The sequence below is a fragment of the Rhodococcus sp. UFZ-B548 genome (assembly GCF_903819475.1).
In the GTDB taxonomy this organism is placed as follows: Bacteria; Actinomycetota; Actinomycetes; order Mycobacteriales; family Mycobacteriaceae; genus Rhodococcus_F; species Rhodococcus_F erythropolis.
Genome location: NZ_CAIJDS010000001.1, coordinates 393772 through 415595, shown reverse-complemented (window position 1 = coordinate 415595; position 21824 = coordinate 393772). Strand labels below are relative to the sequence as shown.

At 62.3% G+C, this 21824-nt stretch carries 22 protein-coding genes; 9 read left to right on the top strand and 13 right to left on the bottom strand.

Annotated elements, in window-relative coordinates:
• Nucleotides 1-3: 3 nt before the first annotated feature.
• From H7C86_RS01990 to H7C86_RS01980, 3 genes are all read right to left on the bottom strand, one after another.
• Nucleotides 4-843 (bottom strand): aldo/keto reductase, encoded by an 840-nt coding sequence (locus tag H7C86_RS01990; protein WP_020908738.1) that lies wholly within the window; start codon nucleotides 841-843, stop codon nucleotides 4-6.
• A 143-nt stretch (nucleotides 844-986) separates the two neighbouring features.
• Nucleotides 987-2618, bottom strand: a complete 1632-nt coding sequence (locus tag H7C86_RS01985) for an ABC-F family ATP-binding cassette domain-containing protein (RefSeq protein ID WP_182261009.1) — start codon at nucleotides 2616-2618, stop codon at nucleotides 987-989.
• Between the two features lie 89 nt (nucleotides 2619-2707).
• Nucleotides 2708-3304, bottom strand: a complete 597-nt coding sequence (locus H7C86_RS01980) for a class I SAM-dependent methyltransferase (RefSeq protein ID WP_182261008.1) — start codon at nucleotides 3302-3304, stop codon at nucleotides 2708-2710.
• A 130-nt stretch (nucleotides 3305-3434) separates the two neighbouring features.
• Here H7C86_RS01980 and H7C86_RS01975 point away from each other — a divergent pair, with 130 nt between their 5' ends.
• Nucleotides 3435-4283 (top strand): aldo/keto reductase, encoded by an 849-nt coding sequence (locus H7C86_RS01975; protein WP_019744860.1) that lies wholly within the window; start codon nucleotides 3435-3437, stop codon nucleotides 4281-4283.
• Between the two features lie 64 nt (nucleotides 4284-4347).
• Here H7C86_RS01975 and H7C86_RS01970 read toward each other — a convergent pair whose 3' ends face one another.
• The gene (locus tag H7C86_RS01970) at nucleotides 4348-5499 is read right to left on the bottom strand and encodes an NADH:flavin oxidoreductase (protein ID WP_113683265.1); all 1152 of its coding nucleotides are present in this window, start codon (nucleotides 5497-5499) and stop codon (nucleotides 4348-4350) included.
• Between the two features lie 203 nt (nucleotides 5500-5702).
• Between H7C86_RS01970 and ctaD the strand changes: the two genes are divergently transcribed.
• The 3 genes from ctaD to H7C86_RS01955 are packed head-to-tail and all read left to right on the top strand — an operon-like array spanning nucleotide 5703 to nucleotide 8448.
• Nucleotides 5703-7457 carry a cytochrome c oxidase subunit I gene (gene ctaD, locus H7C86_RS01965; protein WP_046379038.1) on the top strand — a complete coding sequence of 585 codons (1755 nt, stop codon included), beginning with the start codon at nucleotides 5703-5705 and terminating at the stop codon, nucleotides 7455-7457.
• Nucleotides 7458-7502: 45 nt separating this feature from the next.
• A complete protein-coding gene (locus H7C86_RS01960; protein ID WP_019744857.1) occupies nucleotides 7503-7976 on the top strand; it encodes a MarR family winged helix-turn-helix transcriptional regulator in 474 nt (157 codons plus the stop codon).
• A 52-nt stretch (nucleotides 7977-8028) separates the two neighbouring features.
• Entirely contained in the window at nucleotides 8029-8448 is a 420-nt protein-coding gene (locus tag H7C86_RS01955) for a DUF5313 family protein (protein WP_042451127.1), read from the top strand.
• A gap of 9 nt (nucleotides 8449-8457) precedes the next feature.
• On the opposite strand, the gene H7C86_RS01950 is transcribed toward H7C86_RS01955, so the two are convergent.
• Nucleotides 8458-9486: an NAD(P)/FAD-dependent oxidoreductase gene (locus H7C86_RS01950; protein ID WP_182261007.1), complete on the bottom strand. Its 1029-nt coding sequence runs from the start codon at nucleotides 9484-9486 to the stop codon at nucleotides 8458-8460.
• 33 nt (nucleotides 9487-9519) lie between these two features.
• Here H7C86_RS01950 and H7C86_RS01945 point away from each other — a divergent pair, with 33 nt between their 5' ends.
• Both H7C86_RS01945 and H7C86_RS01940 read left to right on the top strand, forming a co-directional pair.
• Nucleotides 9520-10146 carry a helix-turn-helix domain-containing protein gene (locus H7C86_RS01945; RefSeq protein ID WP_019744854.1) on the top strand — a complete coding sequence of 209 codons (627 nt, stop codon included), beginning with the start codon at nucleotides 9520-9522 and terminating at the stop codon, nucleotides 10144-10146.
• Nucleotides 10147-10202: 56 nt separating this feature from the next.
• The gene (locus tag H7C86_RS01940) at nucleotides 10203-10661 is read left to right on the top strand and encodes a GNAT family N-acetyltransferase (protein WP_060938180.1); all 459 of its coding nucleotides are present in this window, start codon (nucleotides 10203-10205) and stop codon (nucleotides 10659-10661) included.
• 7 nt (nucleotides 10662-10668) lie between these two features.
• Here H7C86_RS01940 and H7C86_RS01935 read toward each other — a convergent pair whose 3' ends face one another.
• Genes H7C86_RS01935 through H7C86_RS01910 form a run of 6 tightly spaced genes read right to left on the bottom strand, consistent with a single transcriptional unit; the run spans nucleotide 10669 to nucleotide 16307 of the window.
• Nucleotides 10669-11211: an AAA family ATPase gene (locus tag H7C86_RS01935; protein WP_182261006.1), complete on the bottom strand. Its 543-nt coding sequence runs from the start codon at nucleotides 11209-11211 to the stop codon at nucleotides 10669-10671.
• 53 nt (nucleotides 11212-11264) lie between these two features.
• Complete coding sequence (locus tag H7C86_RS01930) at nucleotides 11265-12059, bottom strand: MHYT domain-containing protein (protein WP_019744851.1); 795 nt, start codon at nucleotides 12057-12059, stop codon at nucleotides 11265-11267.
• A gap of 40 nt (nucleotides 12060-12099) precedes the next feature.
• Nucleotides 12100-12687, bottom strand: a complete 588-nt coding sequence (locus H7C86_RS01925; RefSeq protein WP_003940118.1) for an ATP/GTP-binding protein — start codon at nucleotides 12685-12687, stop codon at nucleotides 12100-12102.
• Nucleotides 12668-13042 carry a DUF742 domain-containing protein gene (locus H7C86_RS01920; protein WP_019744850.1) on the bottom strand — a complete coding sequence of 125 codons (375 nt, stop codon included), beginning with the start codon at nucleotides 13040-13042 and terminating at the stop codon, nucleotides 12668-12670. Before H7C86_RS01920 ends, H7C86_RS01925 begins: the two co-directional genes overlap by 20 nt.
• 5 nt (nucleotides 13043-13047) lie before the next feature.
• Nucleotides 13048-13464 carry a roadblock/LC7 domain-containing protein gene (locus H7C86_RS01915; protein ID WP_003940329.1) on the bottom strand — a complete coding sequence of 139 codons (417 nt, stop codon included), beginning with the start codon at nucleotides 13462-13464 and terminating at the stop codon, nucleotides 13048-13050.
• The gene (locus H7C86_RS01910) at nucleotides 13461-16307 is read right to left on the bottom strand and encodes an ATP-binding protein (RefSeq protein ID WP_259349021.1); all 2847 of its coding nucleotides are present in this window, start codon (nucleotides 16305-16307) and stop codon (nucleotides 13461-13463) included. The genes H7C86_RS01915 and H7C86_RS01910 overlap by 4 nt, the downstream gene beginning before the upstream one ends.
• A gap of 350 nt (nucleotides 16308-16657) precedes the next feature.
• On the opposite strand from H7C86_RS01910, the gene H7C86_RS01905 reads away from it, so the two are divergent.
• The gene (locus H7C86_RS01905) at nucleotides 16658-17194 is read left to right on the top strand and encodes a hypothetical protein (RefSeq protein WP_202022970.1); all 537 of its coding nucleotides are present in this window, start codon (nucleotides 16658-16660) and stop codon (nucleotides 17192-17194) included.
• Nucleotides 17195-17198: 4 nt separating this feature from the next.
• On the opposite strand, the gene H7C86_RS01900 is transcribed toward H7C86_RS01905, so the two are convergent.
• Nucleotides 17199-18641, bottom strand: a complete 1443-nt coding sequence (locus tag H7C86_RS01900; RefSeq protein ID WP_060938182.1) for a phospholipase D-like domain-containing protein — start codon at nucleotides 18639-18641, stop codon at nucleotides 17199-17201.
• Nucleotides 18638-19741, bottom strand: coding sequence for an NAD(P)-binding domain-containing protein (locus H7C86_RS01895; RefSeq protein ID WP_182261004.1), 1104 nt, complete (start codon nucleotides 19739-19741; stop codon nucleotides 18638-18640). Before H7C86_RS01895 ends, H7C86_RS01900 begins: the two co-directional genes overlap by 4 nt.
• A gap of 112 nt (nucleotides 19742-19853) precedes the next feature.
• On the opposite strand from H7C86_RS01895, the gene H7C86_RS01890 reads away from it, so the two are divergent.
• Together H7C86_RS01890 and H7C86_RS01885 are read left to right on the top strand one after the other, a co-directional pair.
• A complete protein-coding gene (locus H7C86_RS01890) occupies nucleotides 19854-20585 on the top strand; it encodes an enoyl-CoA hydratase (RefSeq protein WP_019744845.1) in 732 nt (243 codons plus the stop codon).
• 62 nt (nucleotides 20586-20647) lie between these two features.
• A complete protein-coding gene (locus tag H7C86_RS01885; protein ID WP_019744844.1) occupies nucleotides 20648-21763 on the top strand; it encodes an MBL fold metallo-hydrolase in 1116 nt (371 codons plus the stop codon).
• Nucleotides 21764-21824 lie beyond the last annotated feature (61 nt).

The following is a 21824-nucleotide window of genomic DNA, read 5'->3' as shown; positions in this document are numbered from 1 at the left end:
GATTCAGTTCAATTCGACTGGATCGGGTCCGACACGGCTGTCGGTGTTCAGCGCTGCGATGGCAGCTGACTCGTCGGTATCGAGTGCGAAGTCGAAGATTGCGGCGTTGTCGCGCATGCGGGCAGGTGTCACCGACTTCGACAAAACGGTGTGTCCCTGTTCGAGATGCCAGCGCAGAATGATCTGCGCTGGGCTCTTTCCGTGTGCTGCAGCGATTTTCCCGATGGTCGGGTCGTCGAGGATAGTTCCCTGTCCCAGTGGGCTCCATGCCTCGATTTCGATGCCGCGACTTCGCGCGTATTCCCGTGACGCGTGCTGTTGCAGTCTGGGGTGCAATTCGATCTGGTTGACGGCCGGGGTGATCGAGCTGTGCTCGGCCAGCAGTTCGAGGTGCTCGGGCAGGAAGTTGGACACGCCGATCGCACGGGCGCGGCCGGAGGCGAGGATCTCCTCGAAAGCGGCCCACGTCTCCACGAACAGGCCCTTTGCCGGTGCCGGCCAGTGGATCAGATACAGGTCGACGAAGTCGAGGCCGAGCTTGTCGAGGCTCGTGTCGAACGCGGCGAGCGCTCTGTCGTGGCCCTGATCGTCATTCCACAACTTGGTGGTGACAAACAGCTCTGACCTCGGAACACCCGAACTAGCGATGGCGCGGCCGACACCGGCTTCGTTTCCGTAGATTGCGGCCGTGTCGATGTGGCGGTAGCCGATCTCGAGAGCGGTGGCAGTGACCTCTTCGGTCTGTGCGTCCGGTACCTGGAAAACGCCGTACCCGAGTTGCGGGATGGTGATCGGTTCGCCGGTGGTTCCGTGAGTCAGTGTGCGGTCGGGGATCGACAACATTGAAGAGCGCCTTTCAAGACTGGGTGTGGCGGTTCGACGGGCGATCGTGTCGCCCGTGCCCACCTATGCCGCGCATGCAACTATTGCGTGCGCCTGATAAATAGTTGCACACGCGGGTTGTCTGCGCAAGCAGAGTCGGTTGGCTACTCCTCGAAGAGCTGTCCGTTCTCCATTCGCCACCGGCGCGTACTTCGGGTGGACTGCAGCATGCGTCGATCGTGAGTGACCAGGAGGAGGGTCCCTTCGAAGGATTCCATCGCCTGCTCGAGCTGTTCGATCGCCGGAAGGTCGAGATGGTTCGTCGGCTCGTCCAGTACCAGTAGGTTCACGCCGCGAGCTTGGAGCAAAGCAAGTGCAGCCCTTGTTCTTTCGCCGGGGGACAATGAAGCGGCAGATCGGAGTACGTGGTGTCCGCGCAGGCCGAACTTGGCGAGCAGAGTACGGACATCGGCATCGGGCCAGTCCGGAACCTGAGCGCCGAAGGCCTCCACGACTGGTTGATCACCTTCGAACAATCCACGCGCCTGATCGATCTCACCGATCGCGACACCGGAGCCCAGCGACGCGATGCCCTCGTCCGGGACGAGTTTGGCGAGCAGGACGTTCAGGAGGGTGGTCTTGCCGGCTCCGTTCGCGCCCGTGACGAGGATTCGATCGCCCCAGTCGATCTGTGTCGTGACCGGACCGAACGTGAACTGACCGCGAGTTACCTTGGCACCATTCGTGGTTGCGACAACGGATCCGGACCGCGGAGCTGCTGCGATCTCCATGCGAAGTTCCCACTCCTTGCGCGGTTCCTCGACCACTTCGAGTCGCTCGATGCGACGTTGGGTCTGGCGTGCCTTCGCGGCTTGCTTCTCCGTCGACTCGGTCCGCAATCCGCGTCCGATCTTGTCGTTGTCCTTGGCCTTACGACGCGCATTGCGGACGCCGTGTTCCATCCAGTTGCGCTGCATCTGTGCGCGATCTTCGAGATCGGAGCGGGTGCCTGCGTATTCCTCGAACGCCTCGCGTGCGTGCTGGCGGGCGATCTCGCGTTCGGCGAGGTAAGACTCGTAGCCGCCGTCGTAAACGGCGATGTCCTGTTGTGCCAGATCGAGTTCCACGATCCCCGTGACGGTGCGCGAGAGGAACTCGCGATCGTGGCTCACGACAACCAGCGCCGCTCGGGTCTCGGCGACAAATCGCTCCAACTGCTCGAGACCCCGCAGGTCGAGATCGTTGGTGGGTTCGTCCAACAGGAGAATGTCGTAGCGCGAGAGCAACAGCGACGCGAGCCCGGCGCGTGCGGCCTGACCGCCGGACAGTGCCGTCATGTGAGCTTCGAGCGGAACTCCGAGCCCGAGTTCTTCGACCACCTTCTCAGCGCGCTCGAACAGATCGGCGCCGCCGAGAGCCAGCCAGCGTTCGAGAGCCGGAGAGTACAGATCCTCCTCCGCTTCAGCCAGGGTTTCGGCCGCGGCGTTCATGACCGCCTCGGCGTGCGCGACGCCGGTGCGTCGGCCGAGGAACTCGAGGACGGTCTCGCCCTCGATGCGGTCGGGTTCCTGCGCGAGATAGCCCACCGCAGCGTCTGGCGGGCTGAGGATGATCGAACCTTCGACGTCGGCAGTTCCGATTCCCGCCAGTGCAGTGAGAAGCGTCGACTTGCCGGCGCCGTTCGCGCCGACGAGGCCGATGACGTCGCCGGGCGCGACGGTGAGATCGAGGTCGGAGAACAGAGTGCGTTCTCCCCGGGAGGCAGAGAGGCCGCTGATGCGCAGTGTTGCAGTCACCTGAGAAGTATCCCCGGCGCTGTGCGCCTGTGTTAATCGGTGCTGTGCGCCTTTATTAACCGCGGGCGGTTAATAAAGGCGCACAGCAGTCAGTCACGGACCAGGTGGTACCAGCACGGATGTGCCGCACGGACCGGAAGTGGCGATTCACTCACGTCGGCGGCCGTACTCGAGGCCATCGACCAACCGTCGAATACTCGCATGACGTCCTCCTCGGAGACGCCATGTGGCATCGGCCAACGGTGACCTGGCCCGAATGCGAACATCACCATGGACGCTCCCGGTGCGGTGATCGCGTTGACCGACCTCCCGTAGTCCCGTCGTTGATGATCGGTGAGCCCGTGAAAACAGCCGATGTCGAGCACCAGCATGTGCCCGCCGTCGACAGCAATGTGCAGGTCTGCCGCGTCCTCGTGGAGGAACCGGACGTCGACGTGTGCTTCACGCGCGTGAATGCGCGCTTTGTCCAGCGGTTCCTGTTCGGCGTCGACGCCGGTGACGTGCCACCCGCGTTGCGCCAGCTCGATGGAATGGCGTCCGGTGCCGCAACCGATATCGAGTGCGCGGCCACCTTCCGGGAGGGGAATCGCATCCAGAAGGCCGGACAGTTGAGCGGCGAAGCCGTGACCGGTGTGCTCCCATGGAGTGACGCCGACCTTGTAGGCGAGGCGATATCCGAGATTCATCGCTCTCTCTTTTCTCGAGGCGATTCGATTACTTGTATTCCAAGGTAGACCGGCATTTCGGGTGCGACAAGGGTGCGAAGAGGAGGTTCGGTGGGGAATGCCTCCTGGCGCCCGCGCGTTGGATCCACATATGACCGAGACCAACGATGTGACCTCTGTACCGACCATTGTTCTGAACGACGGTAAGACGATCCCCGCACTGGGATTCGGTGTGTTCCAGGTTCCGGACGACGAGACGCAGGAAGCCGTCTCCACCGCTCTGAAGACCGGTTACCGCAGTATCGACACCGCCAAGATCTACGGCAACGAGGTGGGCGTCGGCCGCGCGATCGCCGAATCCGGCATCGCCCGCGAAGACCTGTACATCACGACAAAACTGTGGAACGACGATCAGGGCTACGACTCGACGCTTGCCGCCTTCGACGCCAGCCTCGACAAGTTGGGTCTCGACTACCTCGATCTGTACCTGATCCACTGGCCGGTTCCGTCCAAGGACTTGTACGTCGAGACCTTCAAGGCATTCCAGAAGCTCAAGGCGGACGGACGGGTTCGATCCATCGGCGTCTCCAACTTCACCATCGAGAACCTCGAGCGTGTCATCGGTGAAACCGGTGAGGTGCCGGTCCTCAACCAGATCGAGCTTCACCCCAAGTTCAACCAAGCCGAACTGCGCGCCTTCCACACCGGCAAGGGAATCGCGACGGAAGCGTGGAGCCCGCTCGGCCAGGGAACTGTTCTCGGTGACCCCGTCATCACCGCTATCGCCGACGCTCATGGCGTCACCGCGGCTCAGGTGATCATTCGCTGGCACCTGCAGATCGGAAACGTGGTGATTCCGAAGTCGGTGACCCCCGAACGTATCGCCGCAAACTTCGATGTCTTCGGATTCGAACTGACGCCGGAACAGATCAACGCGATCGGTGCTCTCGACGACCCGGCCGGCCGCATCGGCCCCGACCCGGTCACGCTCGGCAGCTAGAACTTCCGGTAGACCCACGAACGGCACTCCCGCAATCGCGGGAGTGCCGTTCTGTCGTGCGAGGTCAGTTCAGGTGCGTGCGATGTTCTGCAGTGAATGCGATGTGCTCGTCCGCGCGTCCGGTGCGGAGTTTCTCGACCCACTCGGGATCGGCGAGCAGCGCGCGTCCGATGGCAACCATGTCGAATTCGCCCCTATCGTACTGAGCTTCGAGACGCTCCAGCCCCGTGACAGCCGATGCGGCGTCGCCGGTGAATGCCGTCGTGAACACGGAGTCGAGTCCGACCGAGCCGACGGTGATGGTCGGCAACCCGGTCAGCTTCTTCGTCCAGCCGGCGAGGCCGAGCTTGCCGTCTTCACCGTCGAGTTCAGTGAACGCCGGTTCCCAGTGGCGCCTCGTCGACGGATGCAGAACGTCGACGCCGGCGTCGACCAGGGGAGTGAGGATGCGGCCGAGTTCAGCAGGGCTCTGGGCGATACGAGCGTCGTAGTGGCCGGACTTCCACTGTGAGAATCGGTAGACGATCGCGAACTCGTTTCCGACAGCCTCTCGGATTGCGGCGACGACCTCGGCTGGGAAGCGGGTGCGGGCTTCCAGTGATCCGCCGTATTCATCGGTGCGGACATTGGTTCCGGCCCACAGGAATTCGTCGAGCAGGTAACCGTGCGCTCCGTGCAACTCGAGACCGTCGAAACCGGTGTTCTTCGCGTTGAGTGCGGCGTCGACCCACGACTGCTTCAAGGTGTCGAGATCCGAGGTGGTGAATTCTCGTCCCAGACGGGTGCCGTCCAGCGCCAGGCCGGAGGGGCTGACGGTTTCGACCTCGGGGTTCAGACGCGAGTTTTCGCCGCGCTCGACTCCGAGGTGCCACAGCTGAGGAATGATCGATCCACCCTCGGCGTGCACGGCGTCGACTACCGACTTCCAGCCGCCCAGGCTCGAATCACCGTAGATGCGCGGTACGCGGGTGTGCGGGCCGGCTGCCGGGTCCGGGATATAGGTGCCTTCCGTGATGATCAGGCCGACCCCGCCCGCTGCGCGACGACGGTAGTACTCGGCCACGTCGGCGCCGGGGATTCCGTCAGGAGAGAAGGCGCGAGTCATCGGGGCCATCGCAAAACGGTTGCGCAACGAGAGTGATTTGACCTCGAAAGGCTCGAAGAGGCCGCGCAACGCGGGGGCCTCGGGTGCTGTCGATGTGTCGGGAAGAGTCACGGGTTTGTTCAACGCGGCGGACCCTCGACCTATTCCGCCGCCTGACTTTATCTCACCGAAATCTGCAAAAGGTTGCGTACGTTCGGTTTTCGATTGATGTCCACGTCGACCAAACTTAGTTTGTGCATTAACTATTAACATGCGATATGGTCGTGCGGAAAGTTCTTGAGGGTGGTATCGAGCACGAAAGAGGACGCGCGAGCATGACAACAACGGTGCCGGACGAGCGGACCGGAGAGCTGGAGCCGATTCCGGAGCGGCCGTACCCGAAGCGTCGTGATCCCAAGGGGTCGTGGATGTTCGACATGATCAAGACCACCGATCACAAGAAGATCGGGATCATGTACATGATCACGGCTTTCGTGTTCTTCTTGATCGGCGGCCTGATGGCCCTGTTCATGCGTGCGGAACTGGCTGTCCCCGGGATGCAGTTCCTCTCGAACGAGCAGTTCAACCAGTTGTTCACCATGCACGGCACGATCATGTTGCTGCTGTACGCGACGCCCGTCGTTTTCGGCTTCGCGAACTACATACTTCCGCTGCAAATCGGTGCCCCGGACGTGGCCTTCCCGCGCTTGAACGCATTCGGCTTCTGGCTCTTCACTTTTGGTGGTTTGATCGTACTCGGCGGATTCCTCACGCCGGGCGGCGCTGCCGACTTCGGTTGGACTGCGTACACCCCGCTGTCGGGTGCGGTGCACAGCCCCGGCGTCGGAGCCGACCTGTGGGTCTTCGGACTGACAGTAGGCGGTCTCGGCACTATTCTCGGTGCGGTCAACATGATCACCACGGTGATCTGTTTGCGCGCACCAGGCATGACGATGTTCCGGATGTCGATCTTCACCTGGAATATCTTCATCACCAGCATCCTGATCTTGATGGCGTTCCCGCTACTGACCGCCGCATTCATGGGACTGTTCGTCGACCGCCATCTCGGTGGACACATCTTCGACCCAGCGTCAGGTGGAGTTCTGTTGTGGCAGCACCTGTTCTGGTTCTTCGGGCACCCCGAGGTGTATATCATCGCGCTGCCGTTCTTCGGCATCGTCTCGGAGATCTTCCCGGTCTTCAGCCGTAAGCCGATCTTCGGATACACCGGTTTGGTTTACGCGACACTGGCGATCTCAGCTCTGTCCATCGCGGTGTGGGCTCACCACATGTATGCGACGGGTGCTGTTCTCCTGCCCTACTTCTCGTTCATGACGTTCCTGATCGCCGTGCCGACAGGTGTTAAGATCTTCAACTGGATCGGCACGATGTGGAAGGGGCAGTTGACCTTCGAATCGCCGATGCTGTTCTCGGTCGGCTTCCTGATCACCTTCCTCTTCGGTGGTCTGTCGGGCGTTATTCTCGCGAGTCCGCCGATCGACTTCCACGTCACCGACACGTATTTTGTTGTCGCCCACTTCCACTACGTGGTCTTCGGTACGGTCGTGTTCGCCACGTACGCCGGTATCTACTTCTGGTTCCCGAAGATGACCGGTCGCATGATGGACGAGCGCCTCGGCAAGTGGCACTTCTGGACCACGTTCGTCGGCTTCCACGGCACTTTCCTCGTCCAGCACTGGCTCGGTGGCGAAGGTATGCCCCGTCGTTACGCCGACTACCTGCCCTCGGACGGATTCACGGTGCTGAACTCGGTGTCCACGATCTTCGCCTTCGTGCTCGGCGCGTCGACACTGCCGTTCATCTGGAACGTTTTCAAGAGTTACCGCTACGGCGAGGTGGTCACCGTCGACGATCCGTGGGGTTACGGAAACTCGCTGGAGTGGGCGACCACCTGCCCACCGCCGCGTCACAACTTCACCGAGTTGCCGCGCATCCGTAGCGAGCGTCCGGCGTTCGAGCTGCACTACCCGCACATGGTGGAGCGAATGAGGGCGGAAGCGCACGTGGGCCTCACCGGGCAACCCACGTCGACGTTGGAGAAGAGTGACGATCGTCGCCAGATTGATTAGTGCGATAATAGTTACTGCACTAATCAATCTGGTAACATCGGATTCATGACGACGAAGGCTCCGCAGACGCAGATGGACGATCCGCTGGCTCTCGACCGGCAGGTGTGTTTTGCACTTGCGGTCGCGAACCGGGCAGTCCTGTCCGTCTACCGGCCACTGCTCGAGCCGATGGGCCTCACACATCCCCAGTATCTGGTGATGCTTGCCCTGTGGGGGAAGTCGCCGATGGCGGTCAAGGAAATCGGGCAGGCATTGCAGCTCGATTCGCCGACACTCTCGCCGCTCCTCAAGCGACTCGAGGCGTCCGGGTTGATCACGCGAACCCGTAGCCGCGCCGACGAACGTCAACTCGACGTCGACCTCACCGAAGCCGGTGTGGCACTGCGTGACGAGGCGGAGAAGATACCGCCGGCGGTTGTCGCGAAGCTCGGCGTCAGCCTCGCCGAACTCGAAGAACTCCACAACGTTCTGACGCGGGTCAACGAGGCCGCGCTCCGCGCCGGCGCTTTGGACCAATGAGAGAAATGTGATGACCACATCTGAAAGAAACGTGACGACTGCGTCAAGACCGATGCGTACCGAACAGGTGACTTCCGTGACTTCCAAAAAGCAACGCACGAGCCCGAATCCCCTTCAGTGGTTGGGTTATTCAGTGGGGCGCAAGTTGCCCGATTCGATGCAGGACTGGGTGCGAAACGACCTGATCGGTGACTGGGCTGTGCCACGTCACCTGATCCGCAGCATGGTGCCGTTCATTCCCGTCTTCGCGGCCTTCATGCTCTTCCCCGGGCCGTGGGCCCTGCGGGCGTCGATGGTGCTGCTCGGAGTGCTTCTGGCGCTGTTCTATTCGGTCTCCTACATGGCTCAGAACAGGTCGCGTCGCCTCGAGCGTCACGGTTTGCCTTCCGACCTCGAGAACCCGAAGAAGATCTCGCGCCACGACGCCGAGAAGGCCGCCTACGAGAAGTTGCACGGCGGCCCCGCGACCTAGACGCTTCGGTCAGATGCCGTGAAGGGCGCTGCCGCCGTTCATCTCGCAGACGCCCTGCTCCATGGCCGCCGAGAAACCACCTTCAGGGTCGGTCGAGCGAAGAGCCGATTCGACGTCCTGCTCTACCAGGTATCCGTTGATTGCGATCGCCGCGGTTGAACCTGCAGCCGCAGCATTGATTACCTGTGCGCGAGGGTCGACGACGTTGCCGGCGCCCCAGATACCGGGAACACTGGTGGCGCCGGAATGATCGACAGCCACGAATCCCGTGGGGCTGGCTTTGCAGCCGAGTCGCGTCAGATGTGCGTCGTTCGGAACGAAACGCGGCGCAACGAACAGTGCTGAGCGCGCAACCAGTTGGCCGTTGTCGAGTTCGACGGCTTTCAGTTTGCTTTTCTCGCAGACCAATCCAGATACCGATCCGTCGGCAACCGTCACTCCTCGGGCAGCCAGTCGCGCGCGTTCGTCGGGGGTGAGCGAGATCTTGTCGGGGAAGAACGTCACATCCGACGACCACTGTCGGAGTAGAAACGCCTGGTGAAGTGACATCTCGCGAGCGTCGCCGCCGAGAACGCCGATCGGTTGGTCGCTGATCTCGTACGCATGGCAGTACGGGCAATGGAGCACGCTTTGCCCCCAAAGCTCCTGGATGCCTGGTTTTTTCGGGAGTGAATCCAGTAGGCCGGTGGCAACCAGCACAGTACGAGTTTCGAGCGTCGTGCCTCCCGACAGTTCGACGACAAAGCCGGGTTCGATACCGCGCCAGGAGATGTCGACTACGTCATCGCGTTTGAATTCGACTCCGTACGTCTGTAATTCGCTGCGTCCGACGGCGAGCAACTCACCTGGCGCCATGCCGTCTCGCGAGAGGAAGCCGTGCATGTGTGCTGCCGGTGTGTTGCGCGGTTTGCCGGAATCGATGACGGCGACCGAGCGCCGAGCACGACCCAACACCAGGGCTGCACTGAGTCCGGCGGCGCCACCGCCGACGATCACGGCGTCGAGGATCTCTGTTTCAGTGTGTGTTCGCATGAGCACAGATTGCTCGCGGAGGAGGTTCGTCAGCAACTAATGTTGCCATTTCTGGGAATCGTCGTCAGACTCGGCACCATGAATGTCAACGGTCCGCACATCGATGCCGCCATCTCGCAGATCGGCGCGCGCCTCAAACGCATTCGTACACAGAGGAACGTCACGCTCACAGCGCTGTCCGAGTCCACCGGTATTTCGAAGAGCACCCTGTCGAGGCTCGAAGCGGGGGAGCGTCGACCCAGTCTGGAGTTGCTGCTTCCGATCGCGCTTGCCCACCAAGTGCCGTTGGACCAACTGGTTGCGGCACCACAGGTCGCCGATCCACGTATCCAGAGTGCGCCTCGAAGCGTCAGTGGGCGAACGGTATTGCCGCTGACTCGGCAACCCGGTGGGCTGCAGGCATTCAAGATGACCATCCCGGCAAGCCAGACGGACCCCGACCCGCAAGTGCACGACGGCTACGAATGGCTGTACGTCTTGTCGGGGAGGTTGCGGTTGGTGTTGGCCGATCACGACATCGTGATGGGTACGGGTGAAGCTGCTGAATTCGACACCCGAAACCCGCATTGGTTCGGTAGTGACGGCGGCGGCCCGGTCGAGGTACTGAGTCTGTTCGGCCCCCAAGGAGAACGCATCCACGTACGGGCCAAGCCTTCGCCGAAGTGATGGCCAGTCATACTTTCATTCGATGCTGCCGGAAGCGAAGAGGACAGTGAGGATCCGTGCGAATCGAAATTGACGACCTGAGTCGGGATGTGGTCCGTGCTCTACTGACCGAACATCTCGCCGACATGCATGCGACCTCGCCCGCGGACAGCGTTCACGCGCTGGACATCACCGGGCTGACGGATAGCTCCGTGACCATGTGGACGCTGTGGAGCGAAGGTGACGAGCTACTCGGTTGTGTTGCACTCAAGGAACGGTCGTCGACCGGTGGCGAGATCAAGTCGATGCGAACCTCATCGGTAGCTCGAGGGCGTGGCGTGGGTACGCGACTTCTTCAACACGTCGTGGACGAGTCGAGACAACGCGGTTACCGGCAACTCGAATTGGAGACCGGCACACAGGACTTCTTCGATCCGGCACGCCGACTGTATGCGAGATTCGGGTTCGTCCCGTCTCCACCGTTCGGAAACTACCGCGAAGATCCGAACAGTGCATTCTTCGTTCTCACCCTGTGAGCAGCTCTCATTCGGTGAACATTCTGGCAGTTATTCGTCGTACTGCGCTCTCGGAGTTCATGATTGCGGTGTCGAGCACGGGCCGTTCCGTGGTCCACGGCTCGTAGTCTCGATCCAGGATTTCCTGCCACGTAGGTAGTACAAGATCCGGGATGTCGACGACTCGCCGTTCTGCGCGTCTGCGATGCTCGTCGGGATCCGAACAGATGACTTCGACACTGAGCAAGCGCGCCGAATTATGTTGTGCGGTAGCGGACCAGGCGTTTCGTGTCGCCTCGACTGGGTTGACGCATTCGACCACGACCGAGAGTCCCAGTCGCAATTGTTCGGCGGCGAGCGCGTACCCGGTGATGTATCCGGCGGTCCCGGATACATCAGCGATACCGCTGCGGATCAGCGACTGTTCGATGGTATCGATCCGCACGTAGGGGATCTTGTGATGCTGAGCAAGCACCCGCGCGATCGTCGATTTGCCGGTGGCCGGCAAACCACCGATCACGACCAGTGCCGCGTCGGCCGACGGCGGGGGGTTGTGTCCGGCATCCACCATCCCCGCAATGTACGGGGCGTCGTCGATTCACATCGACTCGCCCCGTACTCCTCTCAGTTCGAGGTCGCGAACTCTCGTGCTTCGAACGCCAGGTCGTCGGCGGCGGATTCCATCCGTGCTGTCGCACGGTTGGGCGCTGTGAGCACGGCGACAATCGGAACTGCCAACGCCAGCAGGCCGAGAACGAAGACAGGGAAGAGGAATGAGAACACTTCGAGTCCCTGCGGCGCCGGGGCTGCCGCGTCGTGAACAACCTCGACTGCGGCCATTCCGGTGTAGTGCATACCGACGACGGCGATGCCCATGATGATTCCGGCGACAAAACGCAGAATCGTGGACTCGAGCACCATGGTGAACCACAGTGCAGCGGTTCCGGCGACGACTGCGATGAGAACCGACAATGCAACGAAGAGCAGGTCGTAGTGGATCTCACCCTGAAAGCGCAAGGCGCGCATGCCGGTGTAATGCATGATGTTCACGGCGAGACCGGTCACCACGCCGCCGATCAGAAGCCGCGTCCAGCGGAATTCGGTCCCGATGATCAGCAGACCGACAAAAACAGCACCTACTGAGATGATCGCGGAGATCACGGTCCATCCGAGGTTGTATCGAATGGGACTGCCGGGGACTGCGAAGCCGAGCATGGCGATGAAGTGCATCAGCCAGATGGCGACACCACCGATCGACAGGGCAGCCATGGCGAGCCATCGCATGCGTGTGGCGGTTGTCGTCGCCGACGCTGAATGCCTGGTGCACGCCAGGCCGACTACCGACCCGACCACGGACACGACGTAGGCGAGCCCGAGCAGCCAGATTCCCATCGAGAAATGGTGCATTTCATCCGACATGCCAGTTCCTTTCGGCGACGATTCGCATCTGGTGATTCATCTAGACGACTGCTTCAGCTGCAAGTCGTTCGAGGGAGTACTCGGTGACGGCGATCAGCGCGCGTTTGGCCGATTCGCGGTTTCGGGCGTCGATCTCGATCATGGGAACGCGGTTGGGTAGCGCCAATGCCTGCCGGAGATCGCTCGCCGAATGGATTGGTGCGCCGTCGAAACGGTTGACCGCCACAATGAACGGGAGCCCTCGCGCCTCGAAGAAGTCGACTGCAGCGAAGCTGTCTTCCAGACGGCGCGTGTCGACCAGAATGACCGCACCGATCGCACCGGTGATCAAGTCGTCCCACATGAACCAGAAGCGGCGCTGTCCCGGGGTTCCGAACAGATAGAGGACCAGGTCGTCGGCGAGAGTGATGCGCCCGAAGTCCATCGCGACCGTCGTGGTGCTCTTGTCGGGAGTGGAACCGAGATTGTCGATACCGTCGCTGGCGTCGGTGACCATTGCCTCCGTGCGAAGGGGGACGATTTCGGAGACGGTCCCCACAAGCGTTGTCTTGCCAACACCGAAACCCCCGGCGATCACGATTTTTGTCGATTTCACGCGAGACGATGAGTCAGAGTGCCCGAAGTCCACTGAGGGTCCTTTCGATCAGTTCGCGTCGCTCGACTCGAGATGCGTCGCTTCGCAGAGTGGCATGTATTTCCAGTGATCCGGCTACTACGAGGTCGGCAACCAGTACCCGCACGACTCCGATCGGAACACCGAGGTGGGCAGCGATCTCGGCAATCGAGATCCGCTGCTCGCAGAGTGCGACGATCGATGCACGAATATCCTGCGGTGCAAGATTGTTCGAGACCACGTCCTCGATCGTCGCGATGATCGCTTCGAGCGGGAGGTCGATGGACGGCAGGGTCCGACCTTCGGTGAGCGCGTACGGCCGGACCAAGCTGGGTTCGGCGTCGTCGTACTCGGATTGATGGTGAGGCATCGAACTCAAATACCCTGCGACGTTCGCGGGGCAATGTCCATCGTGGTCCCGACGCGATCGACGAGAGTCGCCATTTCGTAACCGATCTGGCCGATGTCGCATCCGGCGACAGCGAGGGCGGCAAGGTAAGCGCCGCTACCGACGCCCATGAGAAGCAGGTAGCCGTTCTCCATCTCGACGACGGACTGCATGACGGCCCCACCGTCGAAGAGGCGTGACGCCCCCGCGGACAGGCTGGCGAGTCCGGAAGTGACAGCGGCCAATTGATCCGCCCGATCGAGCGGAAGGTGTGTGCTCGAGGCGGTCAACAACCCGTCGGCTGAGACGATGATCGCGTGACTCACACCCGGCACGTCTCGGGCAAAAGCCGAAACCAGCCAGTCGAGTGCGCGGGGAGTCTCTTGGGCTCCGACAGTGTTCACTGTTCTCCTTCATCGTTGTGCAACATCGTGGACGATTCGAAAGACTGTCCGCCATCGGGCTGATGGTCGGCGGCGCGCCGACGCCCTCGTTGTACTCCGGATTGGTAACTGCTCCAACCACGTTGGACGTCCGCCGGATTGGATGCATGGCGCTGTGTCGTACCGCCTCCGCCGACGGCACCGGGAACCAGGCGGGCTCCGCGATCTCGAATGGGCAGACCGGAATCGGCGATCTTGGTGACCGGCATCTCGAACGAGGTCCGAGCGGCCAGCCAGCCTTGATCCGCGTCGGTGGTCCACGAACTGCCGGTGGAAGCCGCTGAAGTCTCCGCCGTCGGATCCACGAGCCACTCCGACACCATCCGGGCGAAAATCGGCATCGTGGTCGGAGCAGAGGGTGCGCCGTTCGAGTTGCCGTCGCCCGCGCCGTCAGCCCTCGCCGATGCGCGAGCAGAGAGCCCGTCACGGGTGCGTGAGGAGAAGAATGCCGCAGTATTTGTCGGCGTCGGGGCTGAGAGCCGGTGCCGCGGCGGCGGGGTTGTCGACGGTTGTGGACCCACCGGGATCTCGGGACCCTGTGCCGGCGAGGTGAATTCCGGCGACGGAGTACGAACGGGAAGGGACGTCGATGTGCTTGTGCCTTCGGGATCGGGCAGAGGAGCGAAGGACGACACCGAGGTGGCGGGTGCAGCAGTGGTCGGAGTCGAGGTGCTGACTGCCGGTACTCCACTTGTGCCCGGAGTGCGACGTGGCAATCCCGAAGGCGCTGTTGCCGTAGGAGTGGATTGTGGTGTGATCGGGGCGAACGTCTCGGTCCGATCGGTACTGTTACCGGGCGTTCGACGCGGGAGATCAGCGAAACTTCTGGTCGCAGGCCGCGGGGGTGCGGAGTCGGTCGGGACGGGCTGTGACCATGACGGTGCGGGCGGTGTGGGAGGGGGAGTCCGATCGAGCGTGGGAACGGGTCCGGTTCGCGGCGTGCGGATCTCGGGTCCCCGAGACGAATCGAGTATCGACGTCGGTAGGAGCACCGTGGCGGTGATGCCGCTGTGCGTCGATGACGTTGCCGTCGGGCGCAGGCGCACAGAGATGTTGTAGCGACGGCTGATTCGGCTCACGACGAACAAACCCATGCGACGCGCTGTATCCGCGCTCATCTCGCCGCCGGCGGCGAGGCGCTCGTTGGCATCGAGGATATCGGCAGGCGACATGCCGATACCGAGATCTGCGATCTCGACGATCATGGAGCCGTCGATAGTGCGGGCAGCGTTGATGGAGACGGTGGTCTCCGGTGGGGAGTACCGCAGAGAATTGTCGAGCAGCTCAGCGATGAGGTGAACGACGTCCGGGGCAGCATGACCGGTGACGACTCCGGGCGGGATCTGCCCGAGTTCGACGCGTCGATACTCCTCGACGCCTGATACCGCGGCGCGAAGCGTATCGCCGAGAGCGACGGGGGCGGTCCTGGCGCGGCGTACATCGGTTCCGGCGAGGACCAGCAAGTTGTCGCCGTTTCGACGCATTCTCGCGGCGATGTGATCGAGCCGGAACAGATTCTCGAGGCGACGCGGGTCGTCTTCGTCCTGCTCCAACTGTTCGATCAAACCGAGTTGCTGGTCGACGAGGGACTTGTTGCGCCTCGACAGCGTTTCGAACATGTCGTTGACCTGGCGCCGCAGGGTGGCCTGCTCGCCGGCAAGCGTGATGGCCTGACCGTGCATGTCGTCCACCGCGCGCGCAAGCTCGCCGATTTCCTCGTGGGTGCGGATCGGGACACGGGCGAAGTCGAGTTCGTCGGTACTGGCACCTGCGCGAATTCGTTCGATCGCGTCGGGGAGTCCGCGTCGTGCGGCCTGCAATGCGGCAAATCGCAACCGGCGGATCGGATCGATGAGCGATCGGCTGATGACGAGGGCGATGGCCAGTGCCAGCAGAACCGCGCCGAGCACGATTGCAGTGTCACGGAGTGCTGCGGTTCGTGCTGCATTGGATTCGGCGGTGACGGTGTCGCCGAACTCGGTGACGGTGGTATCGGTCAGGCTGTTGTACTGGTCGTTGCCGGATTTCAGATCGGCGCCGACGCGACTCCCCAGAGGAGAGGTCGACGGCGTTGATCCGAGGGCGTTGATCCGGTTCTGAGCAGAGTTGCTGAGGGTCTGGACGGTGTCGTTACTCCCGTCGATGGCCAGAATGTTGTTCAGAGCGACCAGTTCGGCACCGGCAGCACTGACCATCGACGTACGAGCTTGCTGGTCCGGATCACCGGAGCCGAAGAGGATTCGTTGTTCGGCCAGCGCTCGTCGCGCTTCCCAGAGTGCGGAGAGTCGACCACCTTGTTCGCGCAGGACAGGGCGTTGAGAATGCTCGACGACGCTGGTGAAGGTGCTCGAGAGTGCGCGCGAGACTTCGCCGACCCGCGAAACCAAGCGTGCGGGAGCCACCGCGCCGGCGGCGATCTCCTCGGTGATGGAACGGCTCTCGGCGAGCGCCGAAGCCACTTGGTCGTTGAGGTCGCCGTCGGACTGGAACGCCCGCGCGGCGTCTACCAGTTGGTCCATTGCGTCCGAAACTGCTTGTGTTGCCGGGCCGGTGTCAGTGCGTGCCGATGCGGCTTCGGCGAGTTCGTACAGTGCGGATTCGAGGTTGATCGCCGCGGGCACTGCGAGGGCACGCTCGGACGAGGAACTCAGCTGTGCGGCTTCTTCGAGTTCTGTCTGAACTCGAAGTGCGCCGAGGACGACGGCGACGATCATCGGCAATGCGAGAACGGCGATGACCTTCCATCCCAGGCGCCATTCGCCGATCGACCACCAAGAGGTTGTCGTGTGTGAATCGTGTTTCATGCGGAACATGGCCCCTTCACGTCAACCCCCCGTGGGTCATTGCCCGAACCCCTTCAATCCGGTTTGACCAGAAGGGGTAGTTAGCTGAACGGTAACAGACTGTTCGCTGGCTCGCTACATCCCAGTTGGCTTCATGGATCGCCGATGACTATATCCGGATTGTAAGGCCAGGTGAAAGGGTAAACGGACAAGTGCGGCGAATGGGATAGCCGGGTTGTTCGATTCGGTAACTCGTCGACTCGTTGATATGCGGCGCGCGGGAATCTCCGGAGGGATCTGACTCAGGACCTGACATCGAAGACACGTCCGAACGAGGCGCACTCGCATGTCAGACTGTGGAAACCGCACCGATGACCGAATCGAACCTTGGAGCCATAGTGGGTGGACCTGCTCGCGACGCGTTGCGCGCGATCGCCGAACTGCTAGCCCCTGACAGCACTGTCGTCATCGACCGTGTGACTCTCGCGATCGACTATCCGGAACGGTATGTCGAAGTACAGAACGAGCTGTACTCACAGACGCTCGAGAAGCCGCACCCGGAATTGGCGTGGTTTGCTCTCGTCGACGCGTTGCACGACCGAAAACTCCTGGTCTGGGTGGACTGGAACGAGGACGCTGCCGAGGTTCTCGGTCAGCTACGAGCGCTCGAGTCGGCGCCGGCAGGATCGTGGGAGTGGGCGCAGAGTCTTGCCATGGCCTTCGATCGAGCTGCCGGACTCGAATCGCTTCTCGCTCGAGTCGGCGACAACATCACCGAGACGGGCGTTTCACTTGCCTGGCTCGACAGCGACAGCGATACGTTTCTCATCGCGCTCGTCCCGAGTGTTCACGGTGCAACACTCGTCGAACTCGCGCTGGCAGCCGGGCACTGCGTGCGCGTGTTCTAGAGTCTCAGCGTTTGCCGAGCAGGCGGCGCAATCCTTCGATTCGATCGCTCAGTCTGGGCGGCGTGCGCTCGGGATCCATCAGTGCATTTTCAGCGAGCACGTGGTCTTCGCCGTCGACTGTATTCCGGTCGAATTCGCGCAGACTGCGAGCGTCGGAGGTCGAGAGAGCGCGAACCGTCGACAACAGTGACTGCTCACCCAACGCGTCGTCGACTTCTTCCTCGGTGACGTCGAGGTGCTCGCTGAGTAGCCGGCGCCTCAATCCGATGATCGAGGCGCGCAACTCGACATCTGCGTCGTCGTCGGATTCGACGGCGATGTCGCACTCGGTGTCGAAGCCCATCGAACGGTTGTTGAGGTTCGACGACCCGATTCGCAGGAGGCGATCGTCCATCACGAGGACCTTGGCATGCACGTAAATTGGTGCACCGGAAGAGGTCACGGGATAGAACGCACCGAACCGGTCGTGGATATCGGCCGACCACAGCAAATGCAGCAGGTCGTGGCGTGCCCCGTCCATCGCCTTTTGTTCGAGCCATCCATCGGCATTGCGCGGAATGACCAGAACGATCTCCGGCCCGTCGGCCTCACGTAGACGCGCGGCAATCGCCTCGGCCAGCGTGCGTGAGGCGAGGTACTGGCTTTCGATGTACAGCGTGTGTTCTGCCCCGGCGATGGCCGCGAGATAGAGCGCCTCGATCTCGCGTACCTCTGTGCGTTCGCCGAGTTCCGGCAGCGTTCTGGCGATGGCCACGTCGACGACGCGCAAGGTAGGAGCCAAATTGACCGGCCACGGCGTCGCCGTGCTCTGGACCGGTGGGAGGTCCTCTCCGGTTGCGGATTTCCAGCGTGCCCGCGCTAATTCGCCGATGGCCGCGGCAGCATTGCCGTCGACCGCCGTGGTTGCGTCATGCCAAGGGCCGTAACGTCTTCCGCTCGGTGTGATCCGGTAGTCGTTGCGGTCGACGTGATCCGAGGTGTCCCAGCGGTCCACCGTCATGTCGATGCCGCCGCAGAACGCCAGAGCGTCGTCGATGACGATGATTTTCTGATGGTGCGCCGCACCCACGGGATGGGCGCCGTCGATCTCGAACCGCAGGCGCTCGTCGGTCAGCCAGTTGGACACGAAGACGGGAGTCATGCCGCGCCCAATTGCGGTGAACGCGCCGATGTTCCATTTGAGTACGAGGATTTCGAGGTCGGGTTTCTCGCGGACCAGCCAGCGGAGGAACATTCCCAATCGGTTGGGGCCGTCGAGCGTCTGCTTGCCTGGTTCGAGTTTGATGCGCGTGTCGAAGTCCCAGCCGATCAACATGATTCGCTTTTCCGCTTGCAGCATTGCGGACTTCGCATGATGAAAGTAGTCAGCGGCGTCGACGATGCAGGCAAGATTGTCCGCCGGTTCGATGCGCCAGCAGGTTTCGCCCGGAATCAGTATTCTGTTCATTCGCCGATTCCCAGGTACGCGGTCAGTTCGCGCGCTGCCGCTTGGCCGGCGCGGTTGGCTCCGATCGTCGACGACGACGGTCCGTATCCCACCAGGTGCACGCGAGGGTCGGCTTCGACCTGCGTGGCGAGGCGCCCGGTCATCGGGATTCCGCCACCCGGTCCGCGCAGGTGCAACGGCGCCAGGTGATCGAGTGAGCTACGAAAACCGGTGCACCACAAGATGACATCGGCGTCGACGACGGTACCGTCGGCCCACTTCACGCCGTTCGGAAGAATTTCGGAGAACATCGGCAGTCGATTCATCACACCACGCTCTCGCGCTGCCCGGATGGCAGGCGTCACGGGGAGGCCGGTCACCGAGACAACGGATCCCGGTGGCAGGCCGCGTCGTACACGATCTTCGACCATGGCAACCGCATCGCGGCCGATGTCCGGCGTGAACGGCTCGTCGCGGAACTCGGGTTCGCGCCGCGTCACCCAGGTAGTGGTCGTGACGCGTGAGATCTCGTCGAGCAGTTGGACGGCCGAGATACCGCCGCCGACCACCACAACATGTTTGCCTTCGAACTCCGCAGCGGTTCGATAGTCCTTCGTATGGAGCTGTCGGCCACGGAAGGACTCGGCCCCGCGATAGTGGGGGATGAAGGGGCGCTCCCAGGTTCCCGTCGCGTTGATCAAGCCTCGCGCCGCGAACACCCCCTGGTCGGTTTCGATTCGCAGTCGCTCTTCCCTCGGACACACCACCCGTGTGTGTACCGGGCGGTGGACGGGAAGTTCGAATTGCTTTTCGTACAGTTCGAAGTAATGGGGGACCGCCACCGATGCAGGCACTTGTTCGGCGTCTGTACCGGTGGTTTCCGCAAAGGACATCCCCGGGAGGTCGTGCACACCGTTGTCGGTGCTCAGTGTCAGGCTCGGCCAGCGGAACTGCCACGCTCCACCCGGACCGGACGCATGATCGAGCACCACGAACCCCGATTCGGGTTCGATTCCGAACTTGCGCAGGTAGTACGCGGCGGAGAGTCCGGCCTGTCCCGCGCCGATCACCACCACGTCAACCGGGTGTGGTTGCTGTGCGGCAAGGTCGTCTGTACTCATCGGTAATCTAACCTCCTGATGTACAGAACTTAGCTGCAGAGAAGTATGCGGACGGTAGCGGCGCCTCGGAACTCCCGTGTGTCGAGCCTTCCAGAAACGAAAGTGAGCGGACATGATCGGGTTCTCCCGTGACGGCAACGTCGTGACCATCGAGTTGCAGCGTCACGAGCGTCGTAATGCGCTCAGCGCCGAACTCTGCATCGCAATACGGGACGCGATGAACGCGGCAGTCGCCGAGCATGCGCACGTTGTCGTCATCACCGGTGAGGGATCGGCGTTCTGTGCAGGCGCGGACCTGTCCGGCGACGTCTACATGGAGGGCTTCACCGACCGCTTGTTCGAAATGCTCCGGTCGATCGACACGGCGCCCATCCCCGTCATTGCCGCTGTCAACGGTCCGGCCATCGGCGCCGGTACCCAGCTGGCCATCGCGTCGGATCTGCGCGTCGTGGCACCGACCGCTCGCTTCGGAATCCCCGCGGCCACCCTCGGAGTCTCGGTGGACAAGTGGACCATGCGTCGGCTCGCGTCGCTGGTCGGCGGCGGTCCGGCGCGTACCATTCTGCTCGGCATCGAACAGATCGGCGCCGAGGAAGCTTTCACGCGCGGTCTCGCCAACAAGCTCGGAACCCTCGACGACGCTCAGGAATGGGCGCACCGCATCGCCAATCTCGCACCGCTGTCGTTGCGGCACATGAAGATGGTTCTCAACGACGACGGCACCATGGAGGAACAGTCTCCCGAGCAACTCGACGCCCTCCACGCCGCCTGGCTCAGCGAGGACGTCCAGGAAGCCCGCGCCGCCCGCATCGAGAACCGCCCTCCCGTATTCAAGGGAAAGTAAAGCTCGTTGCAGGGAAAACAGGCACCAGGCACGCGGGACAGATAGTGGCTACGCTCGTCTGAATGAAGAAGACGACGGTTCTCGGAGTTGCGGCTGTTGCCGCGGCGACAGGGTGGGTGGCGCGAGCCGCATGGGGAATCCCGACGCAGATCGGGGCGTCGCGAAACACAGTGCAACCGTACGCGGCGATGTCCCCGCGATACCGGGATCGCCAGTTCCACAACTCGGAGCCCAGCAGCACTCTGGTTCCGGGCACCGATGCCGGGATGTTCAAGTCGATGGCTACACGGGGGTCGACGGGTCGGCCGCGTCAGCCGATTCCGTTGGCCACTCCGCTGGCGCCGTCGGTAGCGGGTGACGCGGCCGTGACGTGGTACGGCCATTCGAGCGTCCTCGTCGAGGTCGACGGTTACCGCGTTCTCGCCGATCCGGTGTGGAGCGAACGCGTATCACCCTCGGCCACAGTAGGTCCCGCACGGATGCATCCCACTCCGGTGGCCTTGGCTGATCTACCGACGGTAGATGCGATAGTCATCTCGCATGATCATTACGACCACCTCGACATGGCGACGGTCAAGATTCTGACTCGCACCCAGACCGCTCCGTTTGTCGTTCCGATCGGTATCGGGGCTCACCTGCGGCACTGGAAGGTGCCCGAGAACCGGATCGTGGAATTGGACTGGGACGAGTCGACAAAAATCGACGACCTGGTCCTCACGTGCACCGAGGCTCGTCACTTCTCCGGTCGTGGCCTCGTCCGGAACACGACGCAGTGGGCGTCGTGGGTATTCGCCGGTCCGAAGCACCGGGTGTTCTTCGGCGGAGACAGCGGATACACATCACGTTTCGAACAGTTGGGTGAAACCTATGGGCCTTTCGATCTGACGCTTCTCCCCGTGGGCGCGTACGACGTGCGCTGGCCGGACATTCACATGAATCCGGAAGAGGCAGTGCAGACACACATCGACCTCAACAAGGGCGACGGATCGCGCGGTGTCTTCGTCCCGATCCACTGGGCGACCTTCAACCTCGCGTTTCACTCGTGGTCGGAGCCGATCATTCGCCTCAACGAGTCGGCCGCAGAGGCGGGCACAACAGTGTCGGTCCCGATGCCTGGCGGCAGGATCGACGCGTTGTCACCGACACCGCCGTCGAAGTGGTGGATACCACTGGGCTGAGCGGAGAAGTGCCGCGGACGTGGTTGCCGGTCGAGTCGAACCCTGATTAGTTGCTCCGGGT